The following is a 24,945-nucleotide window of genomic DNA, read 5'->3' as shown; positions in this document are numbered from 1 at the left end:
CCGACGCGAGATCACGACATGGCTTCCCCCTCGTCATTCCTTCAGGGCCTCGCCCTCGTGGACGAGGCCGTGCGTCGCGAGAGGTCGGGTCGGCTCGCGCACAACGCGTCACGACTGGCCGAGTCGACCGGTATCGAGCGCAGCCGCGTGTCGCGGTTGACGCAGGAGCTGCGCGAGCTGGGTTACCTGGAGCGCGACGGGGCCACGCTCTTCGGTGCGGGGCCCCGCTATCTGCGCACCGGCGCGTCTCTCGCCCACCCGTGGCTGCGCGCCGCGCGCGGCGAGCTGCGCCGACTCGCCGTCGCCCACGACGTCAGCGCGGTCATCGCCGCCGCCGACGGCCCTGCGGCCGTGCTCTTGCGCGTGGAGCATCCGTCCGGGCGCGACGACGGCTACCTGCATCCCGGCGCACGCCTGCCGATCTGGTGCACCGGCGCGGGACGGGCCCTGCTCTGGGACCACTCAGACGCCGAGATCTCGGCTCTTCTGGAGGCGGTGCAGTTCGTGGGCGTCGGCGGTCCCGCCGCAGCGCACTCCCCCGAAGAGGTGATCGCCCGTCAGGCGCGCGATCGGACGAGCGGGCGGATCACCGCGGCGCAGGAGTACGTCGAAGGCGCGCACGAGCACGCCCTGCCCCTGCGGCGAGGGGGACGAATCGTGGCTGCGGTCGCGGTGACGGCTCCTGCTCGGGGGCAGCGCCGCGTTCGGGAGGCGCTCACCGCGCTGGCGTCCGCCGTCGACAGACTCAGCCTCGTCGCGGACCAGCCCGCCTAACGTCTGTCGGCGGCGCCGAGCGCTGCCGACAGGACCGCGGCGGCAGACACGCACGCGGCCCCGAGCTCGTCGACACGGGGCGCCAGCGCATCCTTCTCGCCGACGATCTGCAGACCGGCGACGACCTCGCCCTGGAAATCCCACACCGGCGCCGATACGGAGAACAGCTGCGGCTCGGCTTCCTCGTCGACGATCGCGAAGCCCTGCGCGCGGCTCACCTCCATGCGGGCGAGGAACTCATCGACGTCGCGCGGAGCGCGGGGCCCGCCGCGGGAGAAGTCCGTGTCGGCGAAGACACCACGGATCTCCTCCTCGTCGGCATCCCACAGCACGGCGCGTCCGGCGTCGCTGCAGAACGCGGGGTAGGCGCGTCCCACCCACGAGCCGATCATTCGTGTCGCCGGCGGCATGCTCTCGACGATCGTGACGGTGGCATCGCCGGAGAGAACACTGAGGAAGCAGGCTTCGCCGCTCGCAGCCGCCAGGTCGTCGAGCACGGCGAGCCCGGCGCTGCGCAGCCGCCGATGCACGAGTTCCTGCGCCGTGGCGTACCAGTCCCACGACAGGCGATAACGTCCCTCGCTGTCGCGAACGGCGAGCCCCTCATCATGCACGGCGGCGAGCGTACGCGACACCTGCGACCGATCGCGTCCGAGTTGCTGAGCCACCTGCTGCACACTCACCCCGTCCGCGTGCATCGGAGACAGGGCGACCATGGCGGCCACCACGTCGAAGCCCCGACCCATGCTCGAACGCGAGGGCACGGCGGTGACCTGATCCTCGGGAACGGAACGCGGCGACATGGAACGAGGATATGCGGCCGTTCGGCCGCTCGGCGTCAGCGGCCGGTGCCGGCGTAGACGGTCGCCTCGGTGTCGCTGTCGAGACCGAAGGCGGTGTGCACGACGCGGGCGGCCTGGGCGAGCTCGTCACCGCGGAGCACGACCGAGATGCGGATCTCCGAGGTCGAGATCATCTCGATGTTCACGCCCGCGGTCGACAGCGCCTCGAACAGCGTCGCGGACACACCGGAGTGGGTGCGCATACCGGCGCCGACGACGGAGAGCTTGCCGATCTGGTCGTCGTGCACGAGGCTCTCGAAACCGATGCCCGCCTGCTCGGCGGCGAGCGCCCGCAGCGCCGTCGCGGCATCCGACTTGGGCAGCGTGAACGAGATGTCGGTGCGACCGGTCGCAGCCGCCGACACGTTCTGGACGATCATGTCGACGTTGGCCCCCGACTTGGCGATGACGGTGAAGATCTCCGCCGCCTTGCCGGGAACGTCGGGCACGCCGATGACGGTGATCTTGGCCTGGCTGAGATCGGTGGCGACGCCGGCGACGATGGGCTCTTCCATGGGGGACTCCTCTGTGCTGTCGGGAGCAAGGCTTTCGGGAACGCTCATGCCCGGGCCGAGCACGAACGTGCCGCGTCCGGAGCTGAACGTCGAGCGGGCATTGATCATCACGCCGTGGCGACGCGCGTACTCGACGGCGCGGATGTACAGCACCTTGGCGCCGTTGGCGGCGAGCTCGAGCATCTCCTCGGCAGACACGACGTCGAGCTTGCGGGCCTTCGGCACGACGCGCGGGTCGGCGGTGAAGATGCCGTCGACGTCGCTGTAGATCTCGCAGACGTCGGCGTCGAGCGCGGCGGCGAGCGCAACGGCAGTGGTGTCGGAGCCGCCACGACCGAGAGTCGTGATGTCGCGGGTATCCCGATTGAAGCCCTGAAAGCCGGCGACGATGACGATCGCACCTTCGTCGAGCGCCTCACGCAGGCGCACGGGGGTGACGTCGACGATGCGCGCCGAGCCGTGGTCGGCGGTGGTGATCATTCCGGCTTGGCTGCCGGTGAACGATCGGGCTTCGAACCCCATCGAGTGGATGGCCATCGCCAGCAACGCCATCGAGATGCGCTCGCCGGAGCTCAGCAGGATGTCCAGTTCGCGAGGCGCCGGGATGGGGGCGACCTGCGCGGCGAGGTCGATCAGCTCATCGGTCGTGTCGCCCATCGCGCTCACCGCGACGACCACGTCGTGCCCGGCGCGGCGCGCATCGACGATGCGCTTGGCGACCCGCTTGATGCTCTCGGCGTCGGCGACGGACGAGCCGCCGTACTTCTGGACGATCAGCGCCACGTGTGGAACTCCTGAAGACATGTCGACGGGCACTCGGATGCCGCGCCCACCTCCCCATCCTAGGGATCGGCGCATACCGCCGACGCCATGTGACGGGCGACCGACGAGGCACCTCGCCAGGTCCGCAGGATGCGACGACGTCCGCACCCGATCGGCATCCCGGGTGCGGAGTTCATGACATTCTGCGGAGTTCGTGCGGACTCAGCCCGCCGCGGCAGCGGCATAGCGATTCGCGGCGGCGGCCACATCGTCGACGTAGGCGTCGAGGTGGTTGTAGGCGAACACCGCGGCACGCCAGCCCGCGGCATCCGTCATCGCCGACGCCCCGCACAGGTAGCGCGCCGTCGCGAGGGCCGCGTCGTCGATCTGGTTGGGGTCGGCGGCCCCGTCGCCGTTGCCGTCGGCACCCCAGCGTGACCACGTGTCGGGAATGAACTGCATCGGCCCGACGGCGCGATCCCAGAGCGTGTCGCCGTCCCAGCGGCCGCCGTCGGTGTCGGCGATCGCGGCGACGCCGTCGCCGTCGAGAGCCGGCCCGCGGATGGCGGGAGTGGGGTACCCGTTCTCGCCGAGCACCGCACCGCCGTGGCGGCCGTGATCGGACTCGATCGCTCCGATCGCAGCGACGGTGCTCCAGCCGAGCTTGCAGGAGGGCTGTTCGATCGCGATGCGCAGCTGCGCGTTTGCGTACGCCTGCAGCGCGCGCGCGGGGATGCCGGTGGCCGCAGAGACGCGCGAGAGCCAGACCGGGTCGACCGACGCAACGGGCGCGAGCGGGGCCGACGACGCGGCCACCGCATCACCGGTGACGGACGCGACGGCCTCGGCATCCTGTTTCTCGGGCATCTCCACGAACGCACCGACGGGCCGCTCCGCGGGTGATGCCGGCGAGACGGACGGCGCCGCCTCGACGTGTGTGAGGACGCCCCCGAGGAACACGGCCAGCAGTGCGACGGCACCGAGCGCGAGTGCGATCTCGCGCCACGACCACCGCGCACCCATCCGTGTCCGTCTCCCTGTCAGCCGAAACGGCCGTTGACATAGTCGAAGGTGCGCGGATCGATCGGCGACGAGAACATCGCGTCGGTGTCGCCGTGCTCGACGATGTGACCGGGCTGGCCCTGCGAGGCGAGGAAGAACGCGCACTGCTGGGACACCCGCTGCGCCTGCTGCATGTTGTGGGTGACGATGACGATCGTGACCTCGTGAGCAAGCTCGGTCATCGTCTCCTCGATGACGCGCGTGGAGGTCGGGTCCAGCGCCGAACACGGCTCGTCCATCAGGAGCACCCGCGGCCGCACCGCAAGGGATCGGGCGATGCACAGGCGCTGCTGCTGTCCGCCGGAAAGCCCGCCGCCGGGCGCGCGCAGCCGGTCCTTCAGCTCCCGCCACAGTCCCGCTTTCGTGAGGCAGGTCTCGACGAGCATGTCCTTCTCACCGCGACTGGCACGGATGCCGGCGAGCTTCAGGCCCGCGACGACGTTGTCGTAGATGGACATCGCCGGGAAGGGATTCGGCTTCTGGAAGACCATGCCGATCTTCTTGCGGGCGTCGACGAGACGATGGCCGGCGTCGTAGATGTCGTCGTGGTCGAGCAGCACCTCGCCGGCGAGAGATGCCGAGGGCACCAGTTCGTGCATGCGGTTGAGGATGCGCAGGAACGTCGACTTTCCGCAGCCGGACGGGCCGATGAGGGCCGTCACCTGGCCCGCGGGCATCTGCAACGACACGTCGTGGAGCACCTGGTGGTCGCCGAACCACGCGGAGATGGAGCGCGCCTCGAGCTGCGACGGCGACAGCGGGACCGCGCTCGCGCCGACGGCATCCGTGTGCGTCCCCGGGGCACCGCCGACAACGACGGCTCCGCTCGGCGCGGGAGAAAGGGTCGATTTGCCACCGGCCATCACCAGCGCGGCGGAGACCGGCGCGCGCCCGCTCGCGCGTCCGAGGAAGCGCGGGCGGAGCGCACGCTCGGCGCGGTGGGCTGCGCGGGACGGTTCGATGTCGTCAGACATGGGGCTCCGAGTCAGAGAAGGTTGGGAAGCAGGCGGACGAGTTGATCGCAGACGAAGACGCTGGCCAGCAGCAGGATCGGCACGAAGACGATCCAGGTCTTCTGCGCGCCGACCCGGCGAAACGCCCAGGCGGCGGCGATCTCGGAGGCGACGAGGAACTGGAGCGCGAAGACGAGTGCCCACACGGTCGTCGTGTCCGTCGCAAGCGCCGCATGCGACGGCGGCAGCGTGATCGGGGTGGTCTGACGCGCACCCGCGGGTTGGCCTTTGTCGACGAGTCGAGCGTCGACGTACGCGATCCCGGTCGGCACGTACGGCGCCCCGCGCGCGGTGAGCAGGATGAGACGGCTCTCTCCGCGGGTGGGTGCGGGCGGCGTCGGGTCGCCCGCGTAGCGGACTCCCAGCACTTCGAAGGTGTGCAGCCCTTGCCCGGTGCGCACCTCGAACCGCTCCCCCGGCTGCAACGACTGCAGACGCCCGAACGGCCCACCGAAGGCGGCGGCGCGGCCCATCACGACGCTGACGCCGACCTGGCCCGGCAGCACCGTGTCGCGGCGGTGGCCGGGGCCGCCGGCGAGGACACCCGATGACGTTCCCTCGGCGATCACCTCGTGCACCCCGAGGCGGGGGATGTCGATGATGCCGACGGGCGCGCCGTCGGCGAGGAGCACGTCGTTGAAGTCCCCCTCGCTGACCGGCGCCGTGCCCGCAGCGAGCTGCGCGCGGTAGGTGTCGGAGAGCTGCTGCTGTGCGGCGAAGTGCAGCACGTGACTGAGCACCAGCAGATGGAACACGAAGGCCAGGGTGAGGGCGGCGACGAGAGACACGATGCCGCGTACGAGAGCCTGTCCGGCCGACAGGGGCGCGTATTGAGGAGCGGGTCGCGGCATCCGGCGGGGCCGGCGCGGCGGCGGAGGCGGAGCGGATGCCGGGGGCACCGCGACCGGGGCGACGACCTGAGTCGCATCGTCGAGCACGGTCATGCCGTGGCCTCCGAGGTCTTCGCGGCGAGGGCGAGCGCGACGGCGCGCCACGCGAGCAGGGCGATCACGAGCGTCGCCGCCAGCAAGATGCTCAACCACGGAAAGACGACGACCAGCGCGTCGCGGGTCACGGGGGTCAAGGCCGTGCCGTCGACGGTGGCGGGCGGCGTGATCTTCACGTGGGTGTTGACCAGGCCCCACTGGCCGGCGCCGTGCAGACGTGTCGAGATGAGGCGCGTCTCGCCCGGCTGCAGCCCCGTGACGGGCACCGCGGATGCCGAATCCAGTGCCGTGCCGAACAGCACGCTCTCCATCCAGAAGTCGGCGGTCAGGTCGATCACGCTCGAGGAGGCGTTTCGCACCGACAGCCACAGAGTGACATCCGCCTCCGCAGGATCGGGCGACAGGGCCACCGACGAATTGACACCGCTCACGTAGACCATCCCCGCGATGCTGACCGTGCCGCCCGTGCCCGTGCCCGTGCCCGTCCCGCTGCCGGCGCCCACTCCACCGCCGCCGGCCGCTCCGCCACGTCCACCCGTCGCCCCCGTACCCGGGCCCGATCTGCCTGACGAGGGAGAGGGGACGGGTGCGGCGGACGATGAAGTGGGGCGCGGCGTGGGGCTGGGGGTCGACCCGTCGGTGACGGTGACGGTGAGGTTGGCGCTGTCATTGCCGTCGTCGTCGGCGGCGTGGACCAGCGTGGAGGGCACCAGCAGCAGTCCGAGCCCGAGTGCCGCCGCGACCAGCGCCCGCCCGATCCCGGTCATGAATCCGCCGGGGCGGTCGCCGCGGCGGCACGCACCCTCGCCTCGGCCGCGATGGCCGCCTGCTGCTCGGTGTAGGCGATCCATTCCCGGGCGCGCGCCTCGTCGCGCCGGCGCCGCCAGCGCAGCAGCAGAACCACGGCCGCGGCGACAGCGGCGGCGATCAGCAGCATCCACGGGACGGCGACGACAACCGTGTCGCGGCTCACCGGTGCGACCGCGACCTGCATCGCGGCATCCGGGGCGTCGACGAACGGCGTCAGCTTCGCCGCCGGATTCAGGTAACCCCACTGACCCACTCCGACGAGATCGAACTCGTAGGTCGCGGAGTTGCCCGGAAGGAGCACGGGGATCGCTCCGCCCTGCGTCTCGGCGGCGGGGATGCCGAACCACGTCACGGCGCCCATGGAGACGTTCGCCGCGAGCGCGACGTTGCCGGGGTTGTCGACCGTATAGAGCACCTTGAGCGTGCCGCCGAAGGGGTTCCACCAGTCGCCCTGATACGTCGCATCGAAGCTCGCCAGAGTCAGACGCGGCTGCAGGTCGCCGGACACGCGCGCGAACAGCGCCGTCGCGACGCGGCGGTCGAGACTGACCTGTTGCCCCTCCTCCGTGACCGAGGCGACGATCCCGCCCGCGTGGTCTCCGGGGGTCGCGTCCGCGGGGAAGGCGACGGTGAAGCTGAGCAGACGCACTTCCTGCGGCTCGAGGGAGAACTGGATGCGGTCCTGGCCGTTCTCGAAACGCACCCAGGTGCCCAGGGCTTGCGGGGTCTCGGCGGTGGCGAGCAGCGAGAACTCACCGCTGGTCGCGTTGTACGCGTCGGTCGCGTAGACGGTGAAGTCCTGTCGCTGCGTGCCCGTGTTGCCGACCAGCACCTGGTCGGTCACGCTCTGGCCGGGATCCGCTGCATACGCGAATCGGGTGCGCCCGTCGGGGCGGCCGTCCGTTCCTGCGGGACGCGTCGCGACACCGACCGAGGCCGCCGACGCGCCGGGGTCGGGAGCGGTGTCGTCGGCACGAGCGGGCAACGCGCTCGCGGCGACGGGGAGCGCGAGGGCGAGCGCGAAGAAGAACGCACCGAACGTGTGCCGGATGCGCCTTCCCGATCGGGTGGTCGAGAACTGCACGGTCAATCTCCGCAGATATGGGCGACGAGGGGTGGTCGCGGGGATGAACGAGGGGTGATCGGGACGGCTCCGGAAGATGACGGATGCCGCGTCGGCCCGATCGCATCGTGAACGCACCGTGTGGGGAGGTCGCGAACGACCTCCCCACACGGCTCAGCGTCGGGCCGCAGGGCTCACTTGGAGGTGAGCGTCAGCGTCAGCGTGGAGTGGTACTGACCGGCCGCGGCATCCTTCGGCGCCACGAACTTCAGGTCGGCATCGAGCAGCGCACCGTCGGTGAGCGTCGACACCGCCGTGCTCTCGGCGATCTTGGTGCCGTTGGTGCCGAGCGTGACGCCCGGCAGCAGCGAACCGTTGTCGAACGCCTTCGGCGTGATCGTCAGCGCGGAGGCCGGGATCTCGTCGGAGCCCGCCGTGAACTTCGACCACGCGGCGTCGAGGGTCCAGCCCTTGAGCACCTTGCGGTCGTCGATGACGGTGACCTTGCCGAGCGACTTCGTCGACGACGCGTTGCGTGCCACGTTGCCGAAGTCGATCGCCGTCTGCGCCGCGTTCAGCGACCACAGGTCGCTGGCCGTGACCGCCGCCTGCAGGTCGACCGTGTCGGTCTTGGCGGGGTAGCTCGGCACGGGGACCGTGAAGGTGCCCCACACGACGACCGTCGAGCTGCCCGGCTGGGTCAGCGCGATGGTGTGCGCACCGGGAGCAAGCGTGGCGATGTTCACGACGACGTCACCGGAGGTGGCGTCAGCGGTGACCTGACCGAGGTTGGTCGCGGTGGACCAGCCCCAGGCGGTCAGCGTCTGAGCCTTGAGGCCGACACCGGCGGGGACCGTCACCGTGGTGGCACCGTCGGCGGGGTCGGCGATCGTGACCTTGCCCGCGTCCGAACCGGTCGGCTCGGTGGGCACCACGTTGGTGACCGTGAGGGTCGCCGCGGAGGTCGTCGCCGTGCCGGCCGAGTTGGTGTAGACGGCCTGGTACTTCGTACCCGACTGTGCCAGCTGCACGTTGGACACCGTGAGGGTGTCGGAGGTGGCGCCCGCCACGTCCGACCACGTGGTGCCGTCGGTCGACGACTGCCACTTCACCGTCGGCGCCGGCGAGCCCGAGGCCGCGGCCGTGAAAACGGCCGACTGGCCCGGCAGCACCGTCTTGTCGGCCGGCTGCGTCGTGATCGCCGGGGCGGTCGTCGACACCGGAGCCGTCCAGCTGAGGCTGCCGCCCGTGGTCGCCGTACCGGCACCCAGCACCACGGTCGTGAAGACGACCTGCACGGCGTGGTTGCTGCCGTCGAGCCACGCCTGACCGAGGCTGAACGTGCCGCCCGCGTTGAGGAGGTCGTGGAAGTCGCCGGCGACGGCGGGATTGTCGGTGAGGGTGTCGGGTGTCACGTACGGACCCCAGCCACCCCCGCCTCCCGTGCCGAGATACCCGGCGGGGTTGTCTTCGGTGCCCGGGTTCGCGATGAAGGTGATGACGCCGACGAAGCTGCTCGGGTCGGAGAACTTCGACGCGGCACTGGGGTCGCTCGCGACCGGCGACAGCAGAACGTCAGTGCTCTTCCAGTTGCTTCCCGTCGCGGGGAGGGGGAGCGCATTGCCGTCGAGCAGGTAGACCGTCTGGTTGCTGACGGGCGCCGCCGCGTACGCAGGCGCGGCCGCCAGTGCGCCGACTGCCGTGACTGCCGCGGCGGTCACGAACAATGCGACGCCGCGCTGAATGGTTTTCTTCATGATGATGCGGTGTCCTTTTCTGAGGATCGGCAGATCAGTAGGTGTCGGAGGACAGGGCGTAGACGATGTTCGTCGTCGACGGCGCGAGGAAGCCGAACTTCGTCTTCACGGCTCCCGGGGTGGACGGAAGCGTCCCGTAGCCAGCGAGGCTGGTCGCGCCGGTCTTGGTCGGGTCGAGCAGCGCGGCGACCTTGGCATCGTTCGCGAGCGCGGACAGCGCGGTGACGAGGTAGGTGTTGCGTCCCCACGTGGTGCTTGCGTAGTAGGCGGCGGTGGGCGTCAGCGAGGACGTGCCGGTGTAGACCGTCGTCGAGGAGGACAGCGGGTTGCCCAGCTTGACGCTGCCGGCGGAGCCGAGAGCGGTGTTGGCGGCAGCGATCGAGTTGAACGGAACGGCACCGTTGGACTGGGCGATCCAGCCGGCGGCCGAGAAGGGGATGACCGCGCCGACGCCGACGGCGCTCAGCTCGGTCGCCACGTTCTCCTGCTTGGCGTCGTCACCGGTCGCGACGCCCGCGGGCTTGTTGTTGTTCGAGTAGCCGAGGCCCGTTCCGCCGCCGTTGCCGAGGAAGAACTTGCGGGTGCCCGAAGAGGACTGCGGCAGCAGCGGGCGCAGGGTGACACCGGCGACCGGCTGGGTGCCGTCGTAGAGGTTCTTCAGGTCCGCGCCGCTGAGGGCCGCGACCGCGTCCTTCTGCGACTGGCTCCACGAGGCATCCTCGACGTACGCGTACGAGACGGCGTCGCGGGCGAAGGGGACGAAGGCGATGTCGCTGGCAGCCGGGCTGGACTGGTTCGAGTCGAGCGTCTTCGGGCCGCCCGAGGAGCGCGCGATGTCGACGTAGCCCTGCAGGCTCTGCGAGCCGGTCTTGGACCACTGGTAGCCGTTGTTCTTGAGGTTGAACGACGCGATCATCGAGTTGATGCCGTCGCCCGAGCCGGAAGGACGCAGGAAGTACTTGAACTGGCTGCCGGACTTGGTCTGGATGAAGCTGCCCGAGCCGGTGTTCGGGAACGCGTCGAAGGACGCGTTCGGCACACCGGATGCCTTCACCTGCACGAACGAGCCCGTGACGCTGGTGCCGTTCACGAGGGCGTTGACGACGTCCTGGATGGTGTCGGAACCGGCGAGTGTGTAGCCGCCGGTGGGAGTGGTCGGCTCGGCGTTGGCCGGCGCCGCCACGAACGCGACGCCGGCGAGGGCGAGCGCGACAACCGCGCCGAACGACGCAGTCTTCTTGAACTTCATGGTTTGCCTTTCGAAGGTGAAGGGTCCGACGCGAGTGTGCGTCGTCTTGGTCCCGGTGAGCGGGCTCAAGTCTGTGAGGGCATCCGTCGCCGGCGGCCCGTGAGGGCGCTGACGATGACGGCTGCGACGGCCGCGAGAAGAGCGATGGGAACCACCGCGCCGGTCGCGGCGACGGGATCGGCGGGCGTCGTGCTGGCGCTGAGCGACATCGCGGCGCCTGTCGCCGCCGGCTGGGGCGGCAACGTCCCCGACGAGTCGCTGGAGCTCACCGGCGCGGCCGCGGCGGGGGCCGGTGCTCTGACGACCGTCGCGGAACTCGGAGCCGAGGGCTGCGGCGAGGGCGCGACCGGCCCCGCAGCGATGCGGTCGGCGACCTCGGTGGCCGCCCCCACCCACGCCGTCGGAATCGGTGCGTAGCCCTCGGGGAGCTGTCCGTCGGCGGATCCGGGTCGCTGGCCGGCGCCCACCGCGTAGCGGATGAAAGACGCGTAGCTGGAGCGCAGCTCGGCATCCTTCCCGTCCGTGCGGGCCGCCGCGTAGACCGGCATGGCCAGCGGATACGCGTCTGTCGCCGCCGCCGCTTGCGGTGAGGCCGGGTCGAAGGCCACCATCCCGGACGAGCCGGCCACGGGCGTCATGGCGGCAGCGGCAGCAGTGAGGCTCGACGTCGTCGGAGCGACGAACGTGCCGGCGGGGTTCAGGAGCGCCGCGGTGTGGACGCCGTACCGTTCCGATGCGCCGAGGTCGGTCACGCTCATGACCGCCTGATATCCGGGGAGACGCCGGACCGTCTTGCTGAACTTGGGTGGGCTCGCCTGCGGATCCCATGACCCCAGCAGCAGCGCATCGCCCTGAAGCGTCAGTTTTCCGCCCGAGTCGTAATCGTTGGTGTACGGCCGCCAGGTCACCAGGTTGATCGGAGGAGTTCCTTCCGTCTTGTCCGCGGGGCTCTCGATGGGGTCGGCCTTGGGATAGTTGTCCATCGGGATACCGAGAGCCGTTCCCGTGGGGTTGATCCGCGGATTGGTGGAGAACCAGGGATTGACCTTCATCCCCCACGGGTCAGGATCGCCGTTGAGGAAGGCGCGGGCATCCGCGTCGGCCAGGATGTACTTCCAGATCGCGACGGCGCCGTCGGATCGGCCCTGCGGAACGAGGAGCCCGGCGAAGACCAGACCGCGAAGACCCTGGTACTGCCAGTCCGCGTCGTTGATGGACCGGAAGTCCGGATCTTCCGCGAGGTTGTAGGCGTTGCTCCCGGGGTTTGCGTTGTCCTTATAGCCGATCTCCGTCTTGTCGGCCCCATACGGCAAGGACTCGACATAGGACGACGTCAGCAGCTTGGCGATCAGCCGCGGAGTGAGCTTCATCTGCGTGAACGGCAGATTGGTGCGTTCCGCCACACCACCCGGCGCCGTGGAGCTGTTCGGCGCGGTGCGGTCGACGGCGAATGCGACCGACAGTCCCGTCAGGGCGATGGGCGCGTAGGCGAGCGGATCCTTCTGGCCGTCGGCGACGGGCAGGGGCTGGGACGTCAGGGCGAGTGGCGCCGAGGGGTCGGCGGCTGCCGCCACCACGGCGTTCGACTCGACGCTGGTCAGGTGCGAGTAGATGGCTCCCCCGGCCTGCCCGCAGAGCGTCGGCTGCCAGGACTGGATCGCGTTCGCCACGAGCTCGCTGCCCTGCAGCTGGCGCTCCGCGGCGCCGATCGCACAGTGCGCGCCGATGGGTCGGAACTGCAGACGGACGGCGAGCGCGTGCTTCCAGTTGTCCCAGAAGAGTCCCGACGAGGAGTTCTGAGTCTCGCCCACGTCGTTCACGCCGCGGGGCACAACGACGAGCCAGCACGGCGCGCCGGTCGCGCTCGCGCCGGCGCCGACGGCGGCTCCGCATCCGAGTCCGATCGACTGCAGCGCGGTGTGCGTTTCGAACGCGACCGAGCCGGCGCCGTCGCGGCCGCTGCCGGCCCAGGGGATCTCGTTCGTCGTGTAGCTGGTCTGGAACTCGTTGACGTTCACGCTCACGGCATCCGGCACCTTCTTGCCGTCGACGACGGTCGCGATGACCTTTCCGGTCGCGGATCGGAAAGGAATCGCCGTAATGGTGGGGGTGAAGAAGTTCGTTCCCGGCGCGGTGTACTGCTGGTCCTGCGCGGCCACGCTGCCGGGCGTCCGTGCCCCGTCTCGGGTCTGGCCGGCCCTGTTGAACGCGCCGTACTCGCACGTGGTGCGATCGGGACGGGTGGGGTCGGTCGGATCGTCGCCCCAGCACTGGAAGATCTGCAGGAAGTTGGTGCCCCCGCTACCCGGCACGGGGGGCTGCGACTGCTTGGCGCCGGTCCAGCTGACCGTGATCCCCTGGTTGACGAGGTCCGTCGTCTGCGACACGGTCACCGCCAGATCGGGCATCGGCGCCGAGGCGAGATCCCGGTCCTGGGCCTTGGCAGTCACCGTCATCTGACTCGAGTCCGCGGCACGAGCTCCGGTCGGCGCGATCGTCACGCCCAGCCCCGCCACGAGGGCGAAGACGGCACCGGCGGTGAGCACTCCGGTGAGTCCGGAAGCGAACCAGGTGCGGCGTCGGGTACGCGGCAACACGTTCAAGATTTCTCCAGGGATTCGCGGCGACCTACGCCGGATGCGATCAAGGTATGGGCGGGTTGTGGACATCAGATGAATCGCCTGGGAACGAGCCTGCTCCAGCCCGTACTCAACATGAGAACGCTTTAATGTCCAGATCAGACGGAAAAAATAGGCACGCCGAATAGGCGCCCCGTCACGCGCAGGGGCGCGGGGTGACCGACGTGCTCAGCGCTTCGAGCCGCGCAGGCGTCGCGACAGCAGCGGCGGCAGCACGATGGCGGCGAGCAGGAACGCGCACGCGACGAGCATCGTGATCTGCGGCACTCCCCAGCCGTCGGAGGCGAGGGTGAACGGCGACGACACCGCCTTCGCACCACCGGCGCTCGCTCCGGAGACGAGATTGCCGTTCGCATCGTAGACCGGGTCGGACCCGCCCGCCGCGGCGCCGGCGGCGGCCGCCGGCGCGGCGGCGTCGGCGGCGCCGGAGCCGCTCGTCGCCTGCCCCGATCCGCCGGTACCCGTCACGGGCGTGTCGACGGTCGCTCCCCCCGTGCCGGTGGCACATTGCGTCGTTCCCTGCTTGTCGCAGTCGGCCGGCATCGGAGCGGTGGCGGCGAGCTGATTGTTCGACGGTGAGTCGCCCGGCTTGAAGGTCGGGTTGTTGCAGCTGTTGAAGTCCACGCCGCCGACGGTTCCGGGGATCGTCTTGATGACGTCGGAGGCCGCCTGCACGAGGTTCATCGGCAGCGGCGAGTACCCCAGCGCGGATGCCTGCTGCTGCCCCTCGCAGATCATGTAGTCCGCGAACTTGCTCAGCGTCTTCCCCTTCTCCGCGGTGAAGACCTTCGTCGGCTGGGTGGGAACGATCATGTACGAGTAGCTCGACATGGGGTACGTGCGAGGGTCGGCGTTGTTGTAGACACCGTCGAGGTTCTGTGTGAGATCGGAGTTGATCGCCGCGCCCATGAGCGCGACCGCGACCGATTGGTAGGTCGGCTCGACGTAGTACCCCGACTTGTTCAGGACTTTGGCGACCGGGAAGCCCGACTTCAGCGCGTACGAGTACTCGACGTAGGTGATCGCACCCTCACCGTAGTTCTGACTGACGTAGCCGGCGACGCCGAGCGATCCGCTCTGCGCCTTGAAGGCTCCGCTCAGCGACGGGAACTGCGACGTCATGCCGCGCGTCCAGATGCTCGGGAACTGGGACGACATCCACAGTGTGAACTGGGCGCTCGTGCCCGACCCGTCCGAGCGCACGACCGGCGTGATCGACTTGTCGGGCATCGCGAGCGCGGGGTTGTCGGCCTGGATGGCCGGATCGTTCCAGTTGGTGATGGCCCCGGTGAAGATCTTCGCGATGACCTCGCCCGACAGTCGCAGGTTCGTCACCTGCTTGCCGGCGATCTTGAGGTTGTACATCAGCGAGGTACCTCCGGCGACGATCGGCATGTACGAGTAGGTCGTGGCCGGAATCTCGGGCGCCGATCCGTCTTCCGGGTGGGCCTGGAACGGGATCTCACTGATCGCGAAGTCGACGGTCTGGTTGATGAAGTCCTGTCGACCGGCCGAGGAGCCGGTTCCGGAGTAGTTCACCGTCATGCCGTAGTTGCCCGCGACGTTCTTGCGCCACTGGTCGAGTGCGTTCTGCGACCAGGTCGATCCTGAGCCCGAGATGGGGACATACGACTCGGCCGCCTGCGCAGGCAGCGGGATCAGCGCGATCAGCGCGGCGACGACGGTCGCGGCGGCGAAACGGTACCAGCGGGCTCGCGCGATCACGACGGGTTCTCCTCGTTCGAATGGGTGGGTTCTGGCGAAGCGGATGCCGTGGGCTGCGCACGCGGCGTGCGCGCGGCGGCATCCTCGATGCGCCCGAGGTCTCGCGCGGATGCCGCGGCGACCGCGCGACGCTGCCGGTCGCTCAGCTGCCCGGGCCCCCGCCCGCCGATGAGGCGTGCGATGAGGAACAGGGCGAGCACGAGCAGCACGAGTGTGGCGGCCGCGCCGAAACCTCGGGCGATCATGTTCGGCTCGGGCGACTTGACGAAGTCGAACACCTGCAGGGGCAGCGAGATCATCGGGCCGCTGAACGGGTTGAGGTTCATCTCGGCCGTCACGCCCGAGGTCAACAGCACGGGCGAGGTCTCGCCGATGCCGCGCGCGGTGCCGAGGATGACTGCGGTGACCAGACCCGAGCGCGAGGTCGGAAGCACGACGTGCCAGACCGTCCGCCACCGGGTCGTGCCGAGGGCGTACGATGCCTCCCGCAGATTGTTCGGCACGAGGCGGAGGACGACGTCGGAGGCGCGGATGATGATCGGCAGCATCATGACGCTGATCGCGAGCGCCGCCGCGAACCCGGACCGCTGGTGCGTGACGAGGGTGACGATTGCGGCGTAGATGAACAAGCCGGCGACGATCGACGGCAACGCGGTCATGGCGTCGGAGATCGTCCGCACGAACCGGGCGAAGCGACCGCCGATCTCGTTGAGGAACACCGCCGTCGTGATTCCGAGCGGGATCGTGATGACGAGGGCGATCGAGATCTGGATGAGCGTACCGACGATCGCGTGCGCAATGCCCCCGACGCTGAGCGGTTCGAGCGGTCCGGCGAGCTTCATCGTCTCGACGAAGAAGTTCGGGTTGATCAGCGCCGGGACACCGCGCACGACCGTATACCCGAGCACGAACACCAAGGCGCCGAGCAGAATCGCTCCCGCCGAGTAGAAGAGGGCCGTCATGATCCGCTCACTGACGGTGAGGCGATCGGCACGCAGCGACGAGAGCACCGCGTAGATGCCGAGGAAGGCGATGAACGAGATGATCAGCCATCCGATGAACCCCGTCATGGGTGTCAGCCAGCCGAACAGCAGCGTCGCGACCGCAATGCCCGCTGCCACCGCGCCGATCACGTTGAACGCGTCGTCGAGCGGCACGCTGCGCAGGTCTCGCCGCTGTCCCACCTCGTCGTGACGGACGGGGATCGCGGTGCGGACCTTCGGCGACTGCTCGTGCGCGGCCGGCGACCGCGGGACTGTTTCGATGATCGCCATCAGTTGCTCTCCGCACCCGACCGGCTGCGGGCGACGATGGTGGATGCCGTGAAGTTGACGATCAGTGTGATGATGAACAGCACGAGGCCTGCGGCCATGAGCGCGGACAGACCGAACTGGCTGGCCTCGCCGTAGCGAAGAGCGATCAGCGCCGACACGGAGTTGGTTCCCGTCTTCAGCACCTGCCAGTTGATGGTGAAGATGGGCGAGATGATCATGACGACGGCGATGGTCTCCCCCAGCGCCCGTCCGAGCGCGAGCATGGTGCCGCCGATGATGCCGCCGCGTCCGAACGGCAGCACGACCGTGCGGATCATCCCCCACCGCGTCGATCCCAGGGCCAGCGCGCCCTCCCGCTCACCCAGCGGCGCTTGCGAGAAGGCCTCGCGCATGACGGAGGTCTGCGTCGGGACGATCATGAGCGAGACGACGATGCCGGCGATGAAGGCCGAGGACGTGAAGGCGCCGGCATCCGTCACGCGGGCGCCCGAAGGGTCGGTGACGGCGAAGAGGGGAATCCACGCGAAGTAGGTGGAGATCCACTGCGAGACCGGAATGACATTCGCCTGCAGGAAGAACACACCCCACAGGCCGAAGACGACGCTGGGCACGGCAGCCATCAGATCCACGAGGGAGATGAGCGTGGATCTGATGCGCCCGGGCACCACTTCGCTGATCAGCAGCGCCGTGGCCAGCGACAGCGGCAACGCGATCGACAGAGCGATGAACGCGATCGTGACGGTGCCGAAGAGCACGGCGGCGATGCCGAACTGGCCGTCTCCGCCCTCCGGCGACCACGCCTGGGTCCACAGGAACGCCGGCCCCGAGCGGGCGAGCGCCTCGCCGGCACGGCCGGAGAGGAACACCCCGACGGCGAGCATGATCGCCACGGTGATGCCTCCGGCCGCGTAGCAGACGGCACGGAAGACCCGGTCCGCCTGTACGGGACGCGAGACCAGCGACCGCGGCCGAGGGGTCGGGGATGCCGGGATGACCTCCGTCACGGAGTCAGTGGTCATGGCGCCTCCCTGGCGTGCGGAACGGGTGGGCGGATCTCGAGGCCGAGCGACGCTGGTCGTTCCGCAACGCGCGCGCGGCGGAGCCCTCGGGAGGGGCTTCGCGGAGCCAGGATGACGCGGGAGGGTGAACGACGACCGCTGCAATCGTGTCGCACGCATGACCGCTGTGCGTGCGAGAGGTGTCCGTCATGGTCGGGGAGGCTCCGTCGCCGGGGGCGTGTCCGTCGGGGTCGCCGACGGCAGGGGCGTCGGCGACGGGCTCGCCGACGCGCGCGGCGTCGCGGACGCCTCGGGGGGAACCCGCAGCACCACGACCGCGCCCACCGCAGCGACCTGCCCCGGCCCCGGTGCGGTCTCGGCGACGACGCCCGGGACACCCGAGCCGCCGACGGCCACACGAGAGGAGAAGCCGGCGGCAGACAGCACGCCCTGTGCCTCCGCCGGCACCATCCCCGTCACGACGGGAACAGTATTGAGGCCTGACGCCGCGCGCAGCGCGATCACGGCGCCCGCACGGACCTCGTCGCCGGCGGCGGGCACCGAGGCGAGCACGGTGTCGCGCACCGCGGGTCCGTCGTCGCGGCCGATGTCACCGACCGTCAGTCCCGCCCGCTCCACCGTGCTCACCGCCTCGTCGACCGTGAGCCCTCGGACATCCGGGACCACGCGGCGCGCGCTCACCGCCGCAGTGTCGGCCGGTGATGCGCTCGGGGCCGACGTCGCCGTCGCCGTCGCGGCGGCGCCCGCTGTCGCGATCGGGTTCTCCGGCGTCGAGGCGGCCATGGCCGACCAGCCGGCAGCGGCGGTCACGGCGGCGATGAGTCCGGCGGCGATGAGAGGCGCCCTCCACGCCCCGCGCGTGTGCGAGAGAGGTGCGGGCGGGGGCCCCGGTGTGGAGGCGAGGGGCAGCCCGCTGCCGCCGGTGGGGACATCGCCGCCCGGCAGCCGCGTGCGATACACACGTGTCGCCACCGTGGGCGATGCGGCCATCGCCTCGCCCGGCCCCACGTCGACGACGGCGTCGAGAGCGGCGCGCATCGCGGCGGCATCGGGGTATCGATCCTGCGGGCGCTTCAGCATGGCGGTCGTGACGAGCCGGTCGAGAGCCGGCGGGATGCCGCGACGACGCGCCGACGGCACCGGTGGGGGCGCCGACAGGTGCGCGCGGACGACTGCCGCAGTCTCGCCCTCGAACGGCGAACGTCCCGTCAGCGCGAAGAAGAGCGTGGCACCGATCTGGTAGATGTCGCTCGCTTCTCCGACCGCCTCACCCGAGAGCTGTTCCGGCGAGGCATAGGGAACGCTGGCGACGACGCCCGCGTCCGCCCCTTCGGATGCCGCACCGCTCAGCAGCGGGTCCGCGCCGCGCGTCGTGCGCCCCGGCACATCGGCCAGACCGAAGTCGAGGAGCCGGATGCCGCTCACCGTGCCGTCCGCGTCGGCGCTCGCGCGGGAGGTGAGCATGATGTTCGATGGCGTGATGTCGCGGTGGACGACACCGCCGGCGTGCGCGGCGCCGGTCGCGTCGAGGACGGCGGCGAAGACGGCCACGGCATCCACGATGGTCAATGGCCCGCGCTCTCGTACGTGGTCGGCGAGAGTGACGCCCTCGACGAGCTCCATCGCGATCCATGCAACGGGTGGATCACCCGGCGCGAGACCCGCGTCGTAGACCTCGGCGATGTTCGGATGCGCGATCGCCTGCGCAGCCCGCACTTCTTCGAAGAACGCCTCCCAGGCGACCGGCCCGACGGCCAGATGCGGGTGCAGCAGCTTCACGGCCACGCGGCGCCCGTGCCGTGTGTCATCGGCTTCGAAGACGGCGGCCGTGCCGCCGCTTCCCCGGAGCTTCCGGAGACGGAACCGTTCGGCGATGAGGCCGTCGCTCATTGCAGGATCAGCGGGTCCACCGGTGCCGGCCGGCCGCGCCCGGGGTCGGTGCCGCGCGACGCGGTGGCGGCCAGCTCCTGCATGAGGCGCACCGCGAGAGCCGCAGCGCTCTCGGCGGCCGAGCGCTTCTCGTAGCGACGAGCGCCCATCATCACGAGCGATCCGCGCGCGCTGACGAACCACCCGGTGCTGCGCAACCGGGGCGCCGGACTGGTGTGGATCTCGAACGTCGATGCCGCGCGCAACAGCTGCGCCAGATCGATGCGGGCCGCCCCCTCATCGGTGAACACACGGCATCCCCGTGCGATCTCACGCCGGTTCTCGCTCACCAAACGCCATGCGACGGCGGGCTCGAGGGCCGGCAACGGCTCCTGACCACTCGCGAAGGGTCCGACGCCCGGATGCCCGGATGCGATCTCGGCGACGACGCGCATCCATTCGAGGGCGCTCTTGTGCGAAGCCGCGGGAAAATGCGCGTAGAGAAGACGCGCGGACATGATTCTCCCTTTCGCGACACCGGAGGTCGTGCACACGGCCGCGAGGGAAGAGTGGCGGTCCGAGGCGACGGCGACCGGACGAACCGGTGAACGCCGGGCGTCGATCCGGCGGACGAGGGGTAGCGCGTCGAGCCGGAGACGTGCACGACCCTAGCGCGCGAACGGCGGCGCCTGACGTCGCAGACGCAGCCGACCTCCCGTCGCGGCGAACCAGCAGCCGATGAGCACGAGCGGAAAGCCGAGCAGCAGCCCCGGCGACAACGGCTCGCCGAGCAGCAGCACGCCCAGCAGGATCGCGACGACCGGGTTGACGTAGGTGAACAGCGGCGCACGCACGGGACCGACCTCGCCGATGAGCGCGAAGAAGCCCAGGAAGGCCAGCGCGGTGCACAGGATGCCGAGCGCGACGAGCGACAGTCCGCTGCGGACGGTGGGAAGCTCGTGCTGGGTCAGCAGCGCGAACGGCAGGTAGGCGAGGCCGACCGCGAGCAGGGACAGGGTGATGGTGCCGAGCGCGGGGACGTGAGCGAGCTTGGTGGCGATGATGAACGGCGCGATCGCGTAGAGCAGGGCGACGAGCAGGACCTGAGCGATGGCCCCCAGCGCCTGCGCCGGCTCGGCGACGGCGAGGCCGGGGCCGGCGACGATGACCACCAGGCCGGCGAAGCCGACGACGAGTCCGACGGCGCGGGCCGGACTCAGAGCGGACCGGTCGCCGCGCACGAGGGCGATCCCGGTGGCGAACAGCGGGACCGTCGCCACCAGCAGACCGGTGAGCCCGGACGGCAGCGTCTGCTCCGCGTGCCCCAGCAAGAGGAAAGGCCCGGCCATCTCGGTGGCCCCGAAGGCCAGCACCCACGGCCAGAGCGCCAGCGCCGGCCGAAGGGCTCGGCGTCGCAGCGCGATGGGCAGCAGCACCGCCGCGCCGAGAAGGGTGCGGCCCGCGACGACGGCGGCCGGTGTCAGCGAGTCGACCGCCTCTTTGATGAACAGGTACGGGATGCCCCACAGCACCGCCATCAGCGCGTACAGCGCCCAGGCACGACCGGAGACGGCCGGCGCCATCAGACGGCCCGGCGCCCCTCGAAGGCGCGCCCGAGGGTGACCTCGTCGGCGTACTCGAGGTCGCCACCCACCGGAAGACCGGACGCCAAGCGGGTCACGCGGATCTCGAGGGTGTGCAGCAGCCGGCTGAGGTAGGTCGCGGTGGCCTCTCCTTCGAGGTTCGGGTTCGTCGCGAGGATGACCTCCTGCACCGTGCCGTCGGCGAGGCGCTGCATCAACTGTGTGATGCGCAGGTCGTCGGGTCCGATGCCGGCGATCGGGCTGATGGCGCCGCCGAGCACGTGGTAGAGCCCACGGAACTCGCGCGTGCGCTCGATGGCCGAAACGTCCTTCGCATCCTCGACCACGCAGATGAAGGTCTGATCACGACGGGGATCGCGGCAGATCGCACAGCGTTCCTGCTCACTCACGTTGCCGCAGATCTCGCAGAAGCGCACGCGTTCGCGAAGCTCACCGAGCAGGTGCGACAGACGCGCGACGTCGAACGTCGGAGTCTGAAGGATATGGAACGCGATCCGCTGCGCCGACTTCGGCCCGATGCCGGGAAGGCGGCCGAACTCGTCGATGAGGTCTTGGACGATGCCGTCGTACATGGCTTAGCTGAACCTCGTCGGCGGTGTGTACGGCTCTTCGCGCACGAACGTCGCCCCCAGCACCTGGCGGACGACCGCCTCACCGACGCGTTCGATGCCGCCGGAACGGGGTGCGCGGGGCGGGGCGGTGCGTTCGACGGCGACGGGCGCGCGCGGCGGCAGCGGAGCGTCGTCCAACGGCGGCGGGAACTCGTCCTCGTCGGGGGCGTCGTCGTCGGTGTGCGTGTACTCCGTCGTCGTCGGCAGCACGGTGCCGTCCCGCGGGATCGTCAATGTACGCACCGGCTCGGCGGTGGCGTCCTCGGGCTCTTCGTCGACTGCCAGCCCGACCGCGGCAGGAGCAGCGGTGGCCAGAGCGGACGCCGCCGTACCACCCGCGGACTCGCTCGGCGCCGAAGCCTGTGGCGCGGGGTCGCTCGGAATCCGCGCCACTGCCCACTCCGTCACCGGCGCGGCAGCGGACGATGCGATGGTCGGCGTCGATCGAGGCCGCTCGCCGCCGTCGGAGCGGGTCGCCCCAGAGGAGCCGCCGTCGGCGCGAGGCCCGTCGGCCGGTGGAGTCGGAGAACCCGAGGCGGGCGGCTCGGCGGTCGCCTCGGCGTCGAACCGCGCCACGTACTTCACGCGGATGCCGAGAACCTCACGGATCGCACCGCGCAGGTCTTCGCTGGGGCCCTTGCCCGCCGCGAGCTTCTTGAACGCGGCGACATCCGCCTGGGTGCGGAAGCTCAGCGTCAGCACGTCGTCGGCGAACGCGACCGGGGTGGCGTCGACGGCGATCATCCACGACGATCGGCTCACGGGCTCCAGACGCTGCAAGATCTCGGGCCACGCGTCACGTACCTGCGCGACGGTGATCGGACCGCTCGGCACGACCGGGGCGGGCGCGGGCTCGGGCTCGGGGCGCTTCGACTCGCTCGCTGCGCTCGCTCGCTCAACGACCGGAACCACCGGGGTCTCGGGGGCGGCAACCGGCGCGGGCGCTGCCGGCGCCGCGGCTACAGTGGTCGCCGCCGCGAGGGCGCCCGACACCGCGGGAGGCACGGCGGGCGTCGCGGGAGGCGCAGCGGGCACCGCGGCGGCGGCATCGGCGGTGTGAGCCAGCACCCGGGCCACGAGCAGCTCGAGCTGCAGGCGCGGAGACGTCGCCCCGCTCATGTCATCGAGGGCGCCGACGACGAGATCGGCGATGCGCGAGAGACGATCGGTGCCGAAGGCAGAGGCCTGACGCCCCATCCGCTCGAGCTCGTCGGCGGGGATGCCGCGCAGCACCGCCCCGGCGCCCTCTCCCGTGGCGGCCACGATGATGAGGTCGCGCAGCCGCTCGAGCAGATCGTCGACGAACCGGCGCGGATCCTGCCCGGTCTGCACGACCCGATCGATGGCAGCGAAGGCGGCGGCCGCGTCGTGCGCAGCGAACGCGGTGACGACCTCGTCGAGCAGCGCGCCGTGGGTGTACCCCAGCAGCGCGACGGCGCGCTCGTACCGCACCGTCGCCCCGTTCTCGCCGTCCACGGGGTCGGAGCCGGCGATGAGCTGATCGAGCAGCGACAGGGTGTCGCGTGGCGAGCCGCCGCCGGCCCGCACCACCAGCGGAAGCACGCCGGCTTCGGTCTGCACCCCTTCCTGGACGCAGAGCTGTTCGACGTACTCGAGCATCGCCGCGGGAGCGACCAGGCGGAAGGGATAGTGGTGGGTGCGCGAGCGGATCGTGCCGATGACCTTTTCGGGCTCGGTGGTGGCGAAGATGAACTTGACGTGCTCCGGCGGCTCCTCGACGAGCTTGAGCAGGGCGTTGAAGCCCTGCGCGGTCACCATGTGCGCCTCGTCGAGGATGAAGATCTTGAAGCGGTCGCGCGCGGGGGCGAAGATCGCGCGCTCGCGCAGATCGCGGGCGTCGTCGACACCGTTGTGTGATGCCGCGTCGATCTCGACCACATCGAGTGAACCTCCGCCGCCGCGGCTGAGCTCGACACAGCTGTCGCAGACACCACAGGGCGTGTCGGTCGGGCCGGCCGCGCAGTTCAAGCAGCGCGCGAGGATGCGGGCCGACGTCGTCTTGCCGCAGCCGCGCGGACCGCTGAAGAGGTAGGCGTGGCCGACGCGGTCGCTGCGCAGCGCCGTCATGAGCGGTTCGGTGACCTGCGCCTGCCCGATCATCTCGCCGAACGTTTCCGGTCGGTAGCGGCGGTACAGGGCGGTGGTCACCAGAACAGACTACGGTGTGCTCCCGACATCCAGGTCGGGAACATCGCCGGGTGCGGAGCGTTGAAGCGGACATGAGCATCGACGTCCCCACCGCGACGGTGGACGTCATCGTCATCGGTGCCGGCCAGGCGGGCCTGTCGGCCGCATACCATCTGCGTCGCCGCGGCTTCGTCCCCGCACCCAGCGACGGCGACGGCGACGGCGACGCCCGCACCTTCGCGGTGCTCGACGCCGACGCCGCTCCCGGCGGGGCGTGGCAGCATCGCTGGCGGTCACTGCGGATGGGAACGGTCAACGGCATCTACGAGCTTCCGGGCGCACCCGTGCCGCCCGCCGATCCGATGGCGCCGAGCGCGGACGTGCTGCCCGCGTACTTCGCGGACTACGAGCGTCGCTTCGATCTGCGCGTGCACCGTCCGGTGATCGTGCGCGCGGTTCGCCGGGTCGACGACGACCCGAACGGTCTCCTGCGCATCGAGACCGACCGAGGCGCATGGTTCGCGCGGTACGTCATCAACGCGACCGGCACGTGGCGACGCCCGTTCTGGCCCCACTACCCCGGCCAGGAGGATTTCGCCGGTCGTCAACTGCACGTGCACGACTACGTGTCGGCCGATGAGTTCGCCGGGCAGCGCGTCGTCATCGTCGGCGCGGGGATCTCGGCCGTGCAGCTGCTGGAGGAGATCTCCCACGTCGCCGACACGTTCTGGGTCACGCGCGCAGACGTGCGATGGGATGCCGCGGAGTTCGACACCGCCGCGCGCGTCGCCGCGATCGCCGGCGTCGAGGAGCGCGTGCGCCGCGGCGACCCGCCGGGAAGCGTCATCTCCGTCACGGGCCAGCACTGGACACCGTGGGCGCGAGCCGCTGAGAAACGCGGAGTGCTGGTGCGCCACCCCATGTTCGAGCGCATCGAAGAGCACGGCGTGCGCATGCCGGACGGCACGTTCGAACCCGCCGACGCGATCCTGTGGGCCACGGGCTTCCGCGCCGACATCGCCCACCTCTCCCCCCTGGGCCTGCGGACCGCGGCGGGCGGAGTCCGCGTGGCGAACGGTCGCGCGCTCGACGATGGGCGCCTGTTCCTCATCGGCTACGGCCCTTCGCAGTCCACGGTGGGCGCCAACCGCGCGGGGCGCGACGCGGCGCGCGCCATCGCCGCCGAGACGGATGCGCACCGCAGCCCTGGTGCGGGCCCATCGGTGTCGCGCGCCGTCGCCTCCGCGACGGTGTGACGGGAC

Annotated in this window: 20 protein-coding genes; 2 read left to right on the top strand and 18 right to left on the bottom strand. The window is 70.5% G+C overall.

Going from position 1 to position 24,945, the window contains the following annotated elements:
• The first annotated feature begins 18 nt into the window (after positions 1–18).
• Positions 19–774, top strand: coding sequence for an IclR family transcriptional regulator C-terminal domain-containing protein (locus CEP17_RS00890; RefSeq protein WP_112930915.1), 756 nt, complete (start codon positions 19–21; stop codon positions 772–774).
• Here the strand turns inward: CEP17_RS00890 and CEP17_RS00885 are convergent.
• The 18 genes from CEP17_RS00885 to CEP17_RS00800 form a co-directional block, all read right to left on the bottom strand.
• Positions 771–1,577 carry an IclR family transcriptional regulator C-terminal domain-containing protein gene (locus CEP17_RS00885; RefSeq protein ID WP_112930914.1) on the bottom strand — a complete coding sequence of 269 codons (807 nt, stop codon included), beginning with the start codon at positions 1,575–1,577 and terminating at the stop codon, positions 771–773. The two genes, CEP17_RS00890 and CEP17_RS00885, sit on opposite strands and share 4 nt — an antisense overlap.
• A 35-nt stretch (positions 1,578–1,612) precedes the next feature.
• A complete protein-coding gene (locus tag CEP17_RS00880; RefSeq protein ID WP_036317014.1) occupies positions 1,613–2,914 on the bottom strand; it encodes an aspartate kinase in 1,302 nt (433 codons plus the stop codon).
• A gap of 201 nt (positions 2,915–3,115) precedes the next feature.
• Positions 3,116–3,916, bottom strand: coding sequence for a lytic murein transglycosylase (locus CEP17_RS00875; RefSeq protein WP_112930913.1), 801 nt, complete (start codon positions 3,914–3,916; stop codon positions 3,116–3,118).
• Positions 3,917–3,933: 17 nt separating this feature from the next.
• The gene (locus tag CEP17_RS00870; protein WP_112932828.1) at positions 3,934–4,818 is read right to left on the bottom strand and encodes a phosphate ABC transporter ATP-binding protein; all 885 of its coding nucleotides are present in this window, start codon (positions 4,816–4,818) and stop codon (positions 3,934–3,936) included.
• Between the two features lie 122 nt (positions 4,819–4,940).
• Positions 4,941–5,912 carry a sortase gene (locus CEP17_RS00865; protein WP_112930912.1) on the bottom strand — a complete coding sequence of 324 codons (972 nt, stop codon included), beginning with the start codon at positions 5,910–5,912 and terminating at the stop codon, positions 4,941–4,943.
• Positions 5,909–6,682, bottom strand: a complete 774-nt coding sequence (locus tag CEP17_RS00860) for a hypothetical protein (protein ID WP_112930911.1) — start codon at positions 6,680–6,682, stop codon at positions 5,909–5,911. Before CEP17_RS00860 ends, CEP17_RS00865 begins: the two co-directional genes overlap by 4 nt.
• Positions 6,679–7,809, bottom strand: coding sequence for a DUF916 domain-containing protein (locus tag CEP17_RS00855; RefSeq protein ID WP_112930910.1), 1,131 nt, complete (start codon positions 7,807–7,809; stop codon positions 6,679–6,681). Before CEP17_RS00855 ends, CEP17_RS00860 begins: the two co-directional genes overlap by 4 nt.
• Positions 7,810–7,982: 173 nt before the next feature.
• Positions 7,983–9,545 carry an immunoglobulin domain-containing protein gene (locus CEP17_RS00850; RefSeq protein ID WP_112930909.1) on the bottom strand — a complete coding sequence of 521 codons (1,563 nt, stop codon included), beginning with the start codon at positions 9,543–9,545 and terminating at the stop codon, positions 7,983–7,985.
• Positions 9,546–9,579: 34 nt separating this feature from the next.
• Positions 9,580–10,794, bottom strand: coding sequence for a hypothetical protein (locus CEP17_RS00845; protein WP_036316992.1), 1,215 nt, complete (start codon positions 10,792–10,794; stop codon positions 9,580–9,582).
• A gap of 65 nt (positions 10,795–10,859) precedes the next feature.
• Entirely contained in the window at positions 10,860–13,391 is a 2,532-nt protein-coding gene (locus CEP17_RS00840; protein WP_112930908.1) for a hypothetical protein, read from the bottom strand.
• 210 nt (positions 13,392–13,601) lie between these two features.
• Positions 13,602–15,158 carry a phosphate ABC transporter substrate-binding protein PstS gene (gene pstS, locus CEP17_RS00835; RefSeq protein ID WP_112930907.1) on the bottom strand — a complete coding sequence of 519 codons (1,557 nt, stop codon included), beginning with the start codon at positions 15,156–15,158 and terminating at the stop codon, positions 13,602–13,604.
• Positions 15,155–16,432, bottom strand: coding sequence for a phosphate ABC transporter permease PstA (gene pstA / locus CEP17_RS00830; protein WP_112930906.1), 1,278 nt, complete (start codon positions 16,430–16,432; stop codon positions 15,155–15,157). Before pstA ends, pstS begins: the two co-directional genes overlap by 4 nt.
• Positions 16,432–17,451, bottom strand: coding sequence for a phosphate ABC transporter permease subunit PstC (pstC, locus tag CEP17_RS00825; protein WP_112930905.1), 1,020 nt, complete (start codon positions 17,449–17,451; stop codon positions 16,432–16,434). Before pstC ends, pstA begins: the two co-directional genes overlap by 1 nt.
• A gap of 186 nt (positions 17,452–17,637) precedes the next feature.
• Positions 17,638–19,341: a serine/threonine protein kinase gene (locus CEP17_RS00820; RefSeq protein ID WP_112930904.1), complete on the bottom strand. Its 1,704-nt coding sequence runs from the start codon at positions 19,339–19,341 to the stop codon at positions 17,638–17,640.
• Positions 19,338–19,838, bottom strand: coding sequence for a hypothetical protein (locus CEP17_RS00815; RefSeq protein WP_112930903.1), 501 nt, complete (start codon positions 19,836–19,838; stop codon positions 19,338–19,340). Before CEP17_RS00815 ends, CEP17_RS00820 begins: the two co-directional genes overlap by 4 nt.
• 150 nt (positions 19,839–19,988) lie before the next feature.
• Positions 19,989–20,903 (bottom strand): DMT family transporter, encoded by a 915-nt coding sequence (locus CEP17_RS00810; RefSeq protein WP_112930902.1) that lies wholly within the window; start codon positions 20,901–20,903, stop codon positions 19,989–19,991.
• On the bottom strand, positions 20,903–21,496 hold the full coding sequence (gene recR / locus CEP17_RS00805; protein WP_036286253.1) for a recombination mediator RecR: 594 nt from the start codon (positions 21,494–21,496) through the stop codon (positions 20,903–20,905). Before recR ends, CEP17_RS00810 begins: the two co-directional genes overlap by 1 nt.
• Before the next feature lie 3 nt (positions 21,497–21,499).
• Complete coding sequence (locus tag CEP17_RS00800; RefSeq protein WP_204359844.1) at positions 21,500–23,704, bottom strand: DNA polymerase III subunit gamma and tau; 2,205 nt, start codon at positions 23,702–23,704, stop codon at positions 21,500–21,502.
• Positions 23,705–23,775: 71 nt separating this feature from the next.
• On the opposite strand from CEP17_RS00800, the gene CEP17_RS00795 reads away from it, so the two are divergent.
• On the top strand, positions 23,776–24,939 hold the full coding sequence (locus tag CEP17_RS00795) for an NAD(P)-binding domain-containing protein (RefSeq protein WP_112930900.1): 1,164 nt from the start codon (positions 23,776–23,778) through the stop codon (positions 24,937–24,939).
• Positions 24,940–24,945: the final 6 nt, after the last annotated feature.

It is taken from the genome of Microbacterium sp. PM5 (genome assembly GCF_003293595.1).
In the GTDB taxonomy this organism is placed as follows: Bacteria; Actinomycetota; Actinomycetes; order Actinomycetales; family Microbacteriaceae; genus Microbacterium.
Note: the sequence above shows the minus strand (reverse complement) of the source record. Positions and strands in the feature narration are given on the sequence as shown.

Excerpts from the sequence above, each read along its gene's own strand:
- CEP17_RS00890 (WP_112930915.1), top strand. The coding sequence starts at position 19 with ATGGCTTCCCCCTCGTCATTCCTTCAGGGCCTCGCCCTCGTGGACGAG.
- CEP17_RS00885 (WP_112930914.1), bottom strand. The coding sequence starts at position 1,577 with ATGTCGCCGCGTTCCGTTCCCGAGGATCAGGTCACCGCCGTGCCCTCG.
- CEP17_RS00875 (WP_112930913.1), bottom strand. The coding sequence starts at position 3,916 with ATGGGTGCGCGGTGGTCGTGGCGCGAGATCGCACTCGCGCTCGGTGCC.
- CEP17_RS00870 (WP_112932828.1), bottom strand. The coding sequence starts at position 4,818 with ATGGCCGGTGGCAAATCGACCCTTTCTCCCGCGCCGAGCGGAGCCGTC.
- CEP17_RS00865 (WP_112930912.1), bottom strand. The coding sequence starts at position 5,912 with ATGACCGTGCTCGACGATGCGACTCAGGTCGTCGCCCCGGTCGCGGTG.
- CEP17_RS00860 (WP_112930911.1), bottom strand. The coding sequence starts at position 6,682 with ATGACCGGGATCGGGCGGGCGCTGGTCGCGGCGGCACTCGGGCTCGGA.
- CEP17_RS00850 (WP_112930909.1), bottom strand. The coding sequence starts at position 9,545 with ATGAAGAAAACCATTCAGCGCGGCGTCGCATTGTTCGTGACCGCCGCG.
- CEP17_RS00845 (WP_036316992.1), bottom strand. The coding sequence starts at position 10,794 with ATGAAGTTCAAGAAGACTGCGTCGTTCGGCGCGGTTGTCGCGCTCGCC.
- pstA (WP_112930906.1), bottom strand. The coding sequence starts at position 16,432 with ATGGCGATCATCGAAACAGTCCCGCGGTCGCCGGCCGCGCACGAGCAG.
- pstC (WP_112930905.1), bottom strand. The coding sequence starts at position 17,451 with ATGACCACTGACTCCGTGACGGAGGTCATCCCGGCATCCCCGACCCCT.
- CEP17_RS00820 (WP_112930904.1), bottom strand. The coding sequence starts at position 19,341 with ATGAGCGACGGCCTCATCGCCGAACGGTTCCGTCTCCGGAAGCTCCGG.
- CEP17_RS00815 (WP_112930903.1), bottom strand. The coding sequence starts at position 19,838 with ATGTCCGCGCGTCTTCTCTACGCGCATTTTCCCGCGGCTTCGCACAAG.
- CEP17_RS00810 (WP_112930902.1), bottom strand. The coding sequence starts at position 20,903 with ATGGCGCCGGCCGTCTCCGGTCGTGCCTGGGCGCTGTACGCGCTGATG.
- recR (WP_036286253.1), bottom strand. The coding sequence starts at position 21,496 with ATGTACGACGGCATCGTCCAAGACCTCATCGACGAGTTCGGCCGCCTT.
- CEP17_RS00795 (WP_112930900.1), top strand. The coding sequence starts at position 23,776 with ATGAGCATCGACGTCCCCACCGCGACGGTGGACGTCATCGTCATCGGT.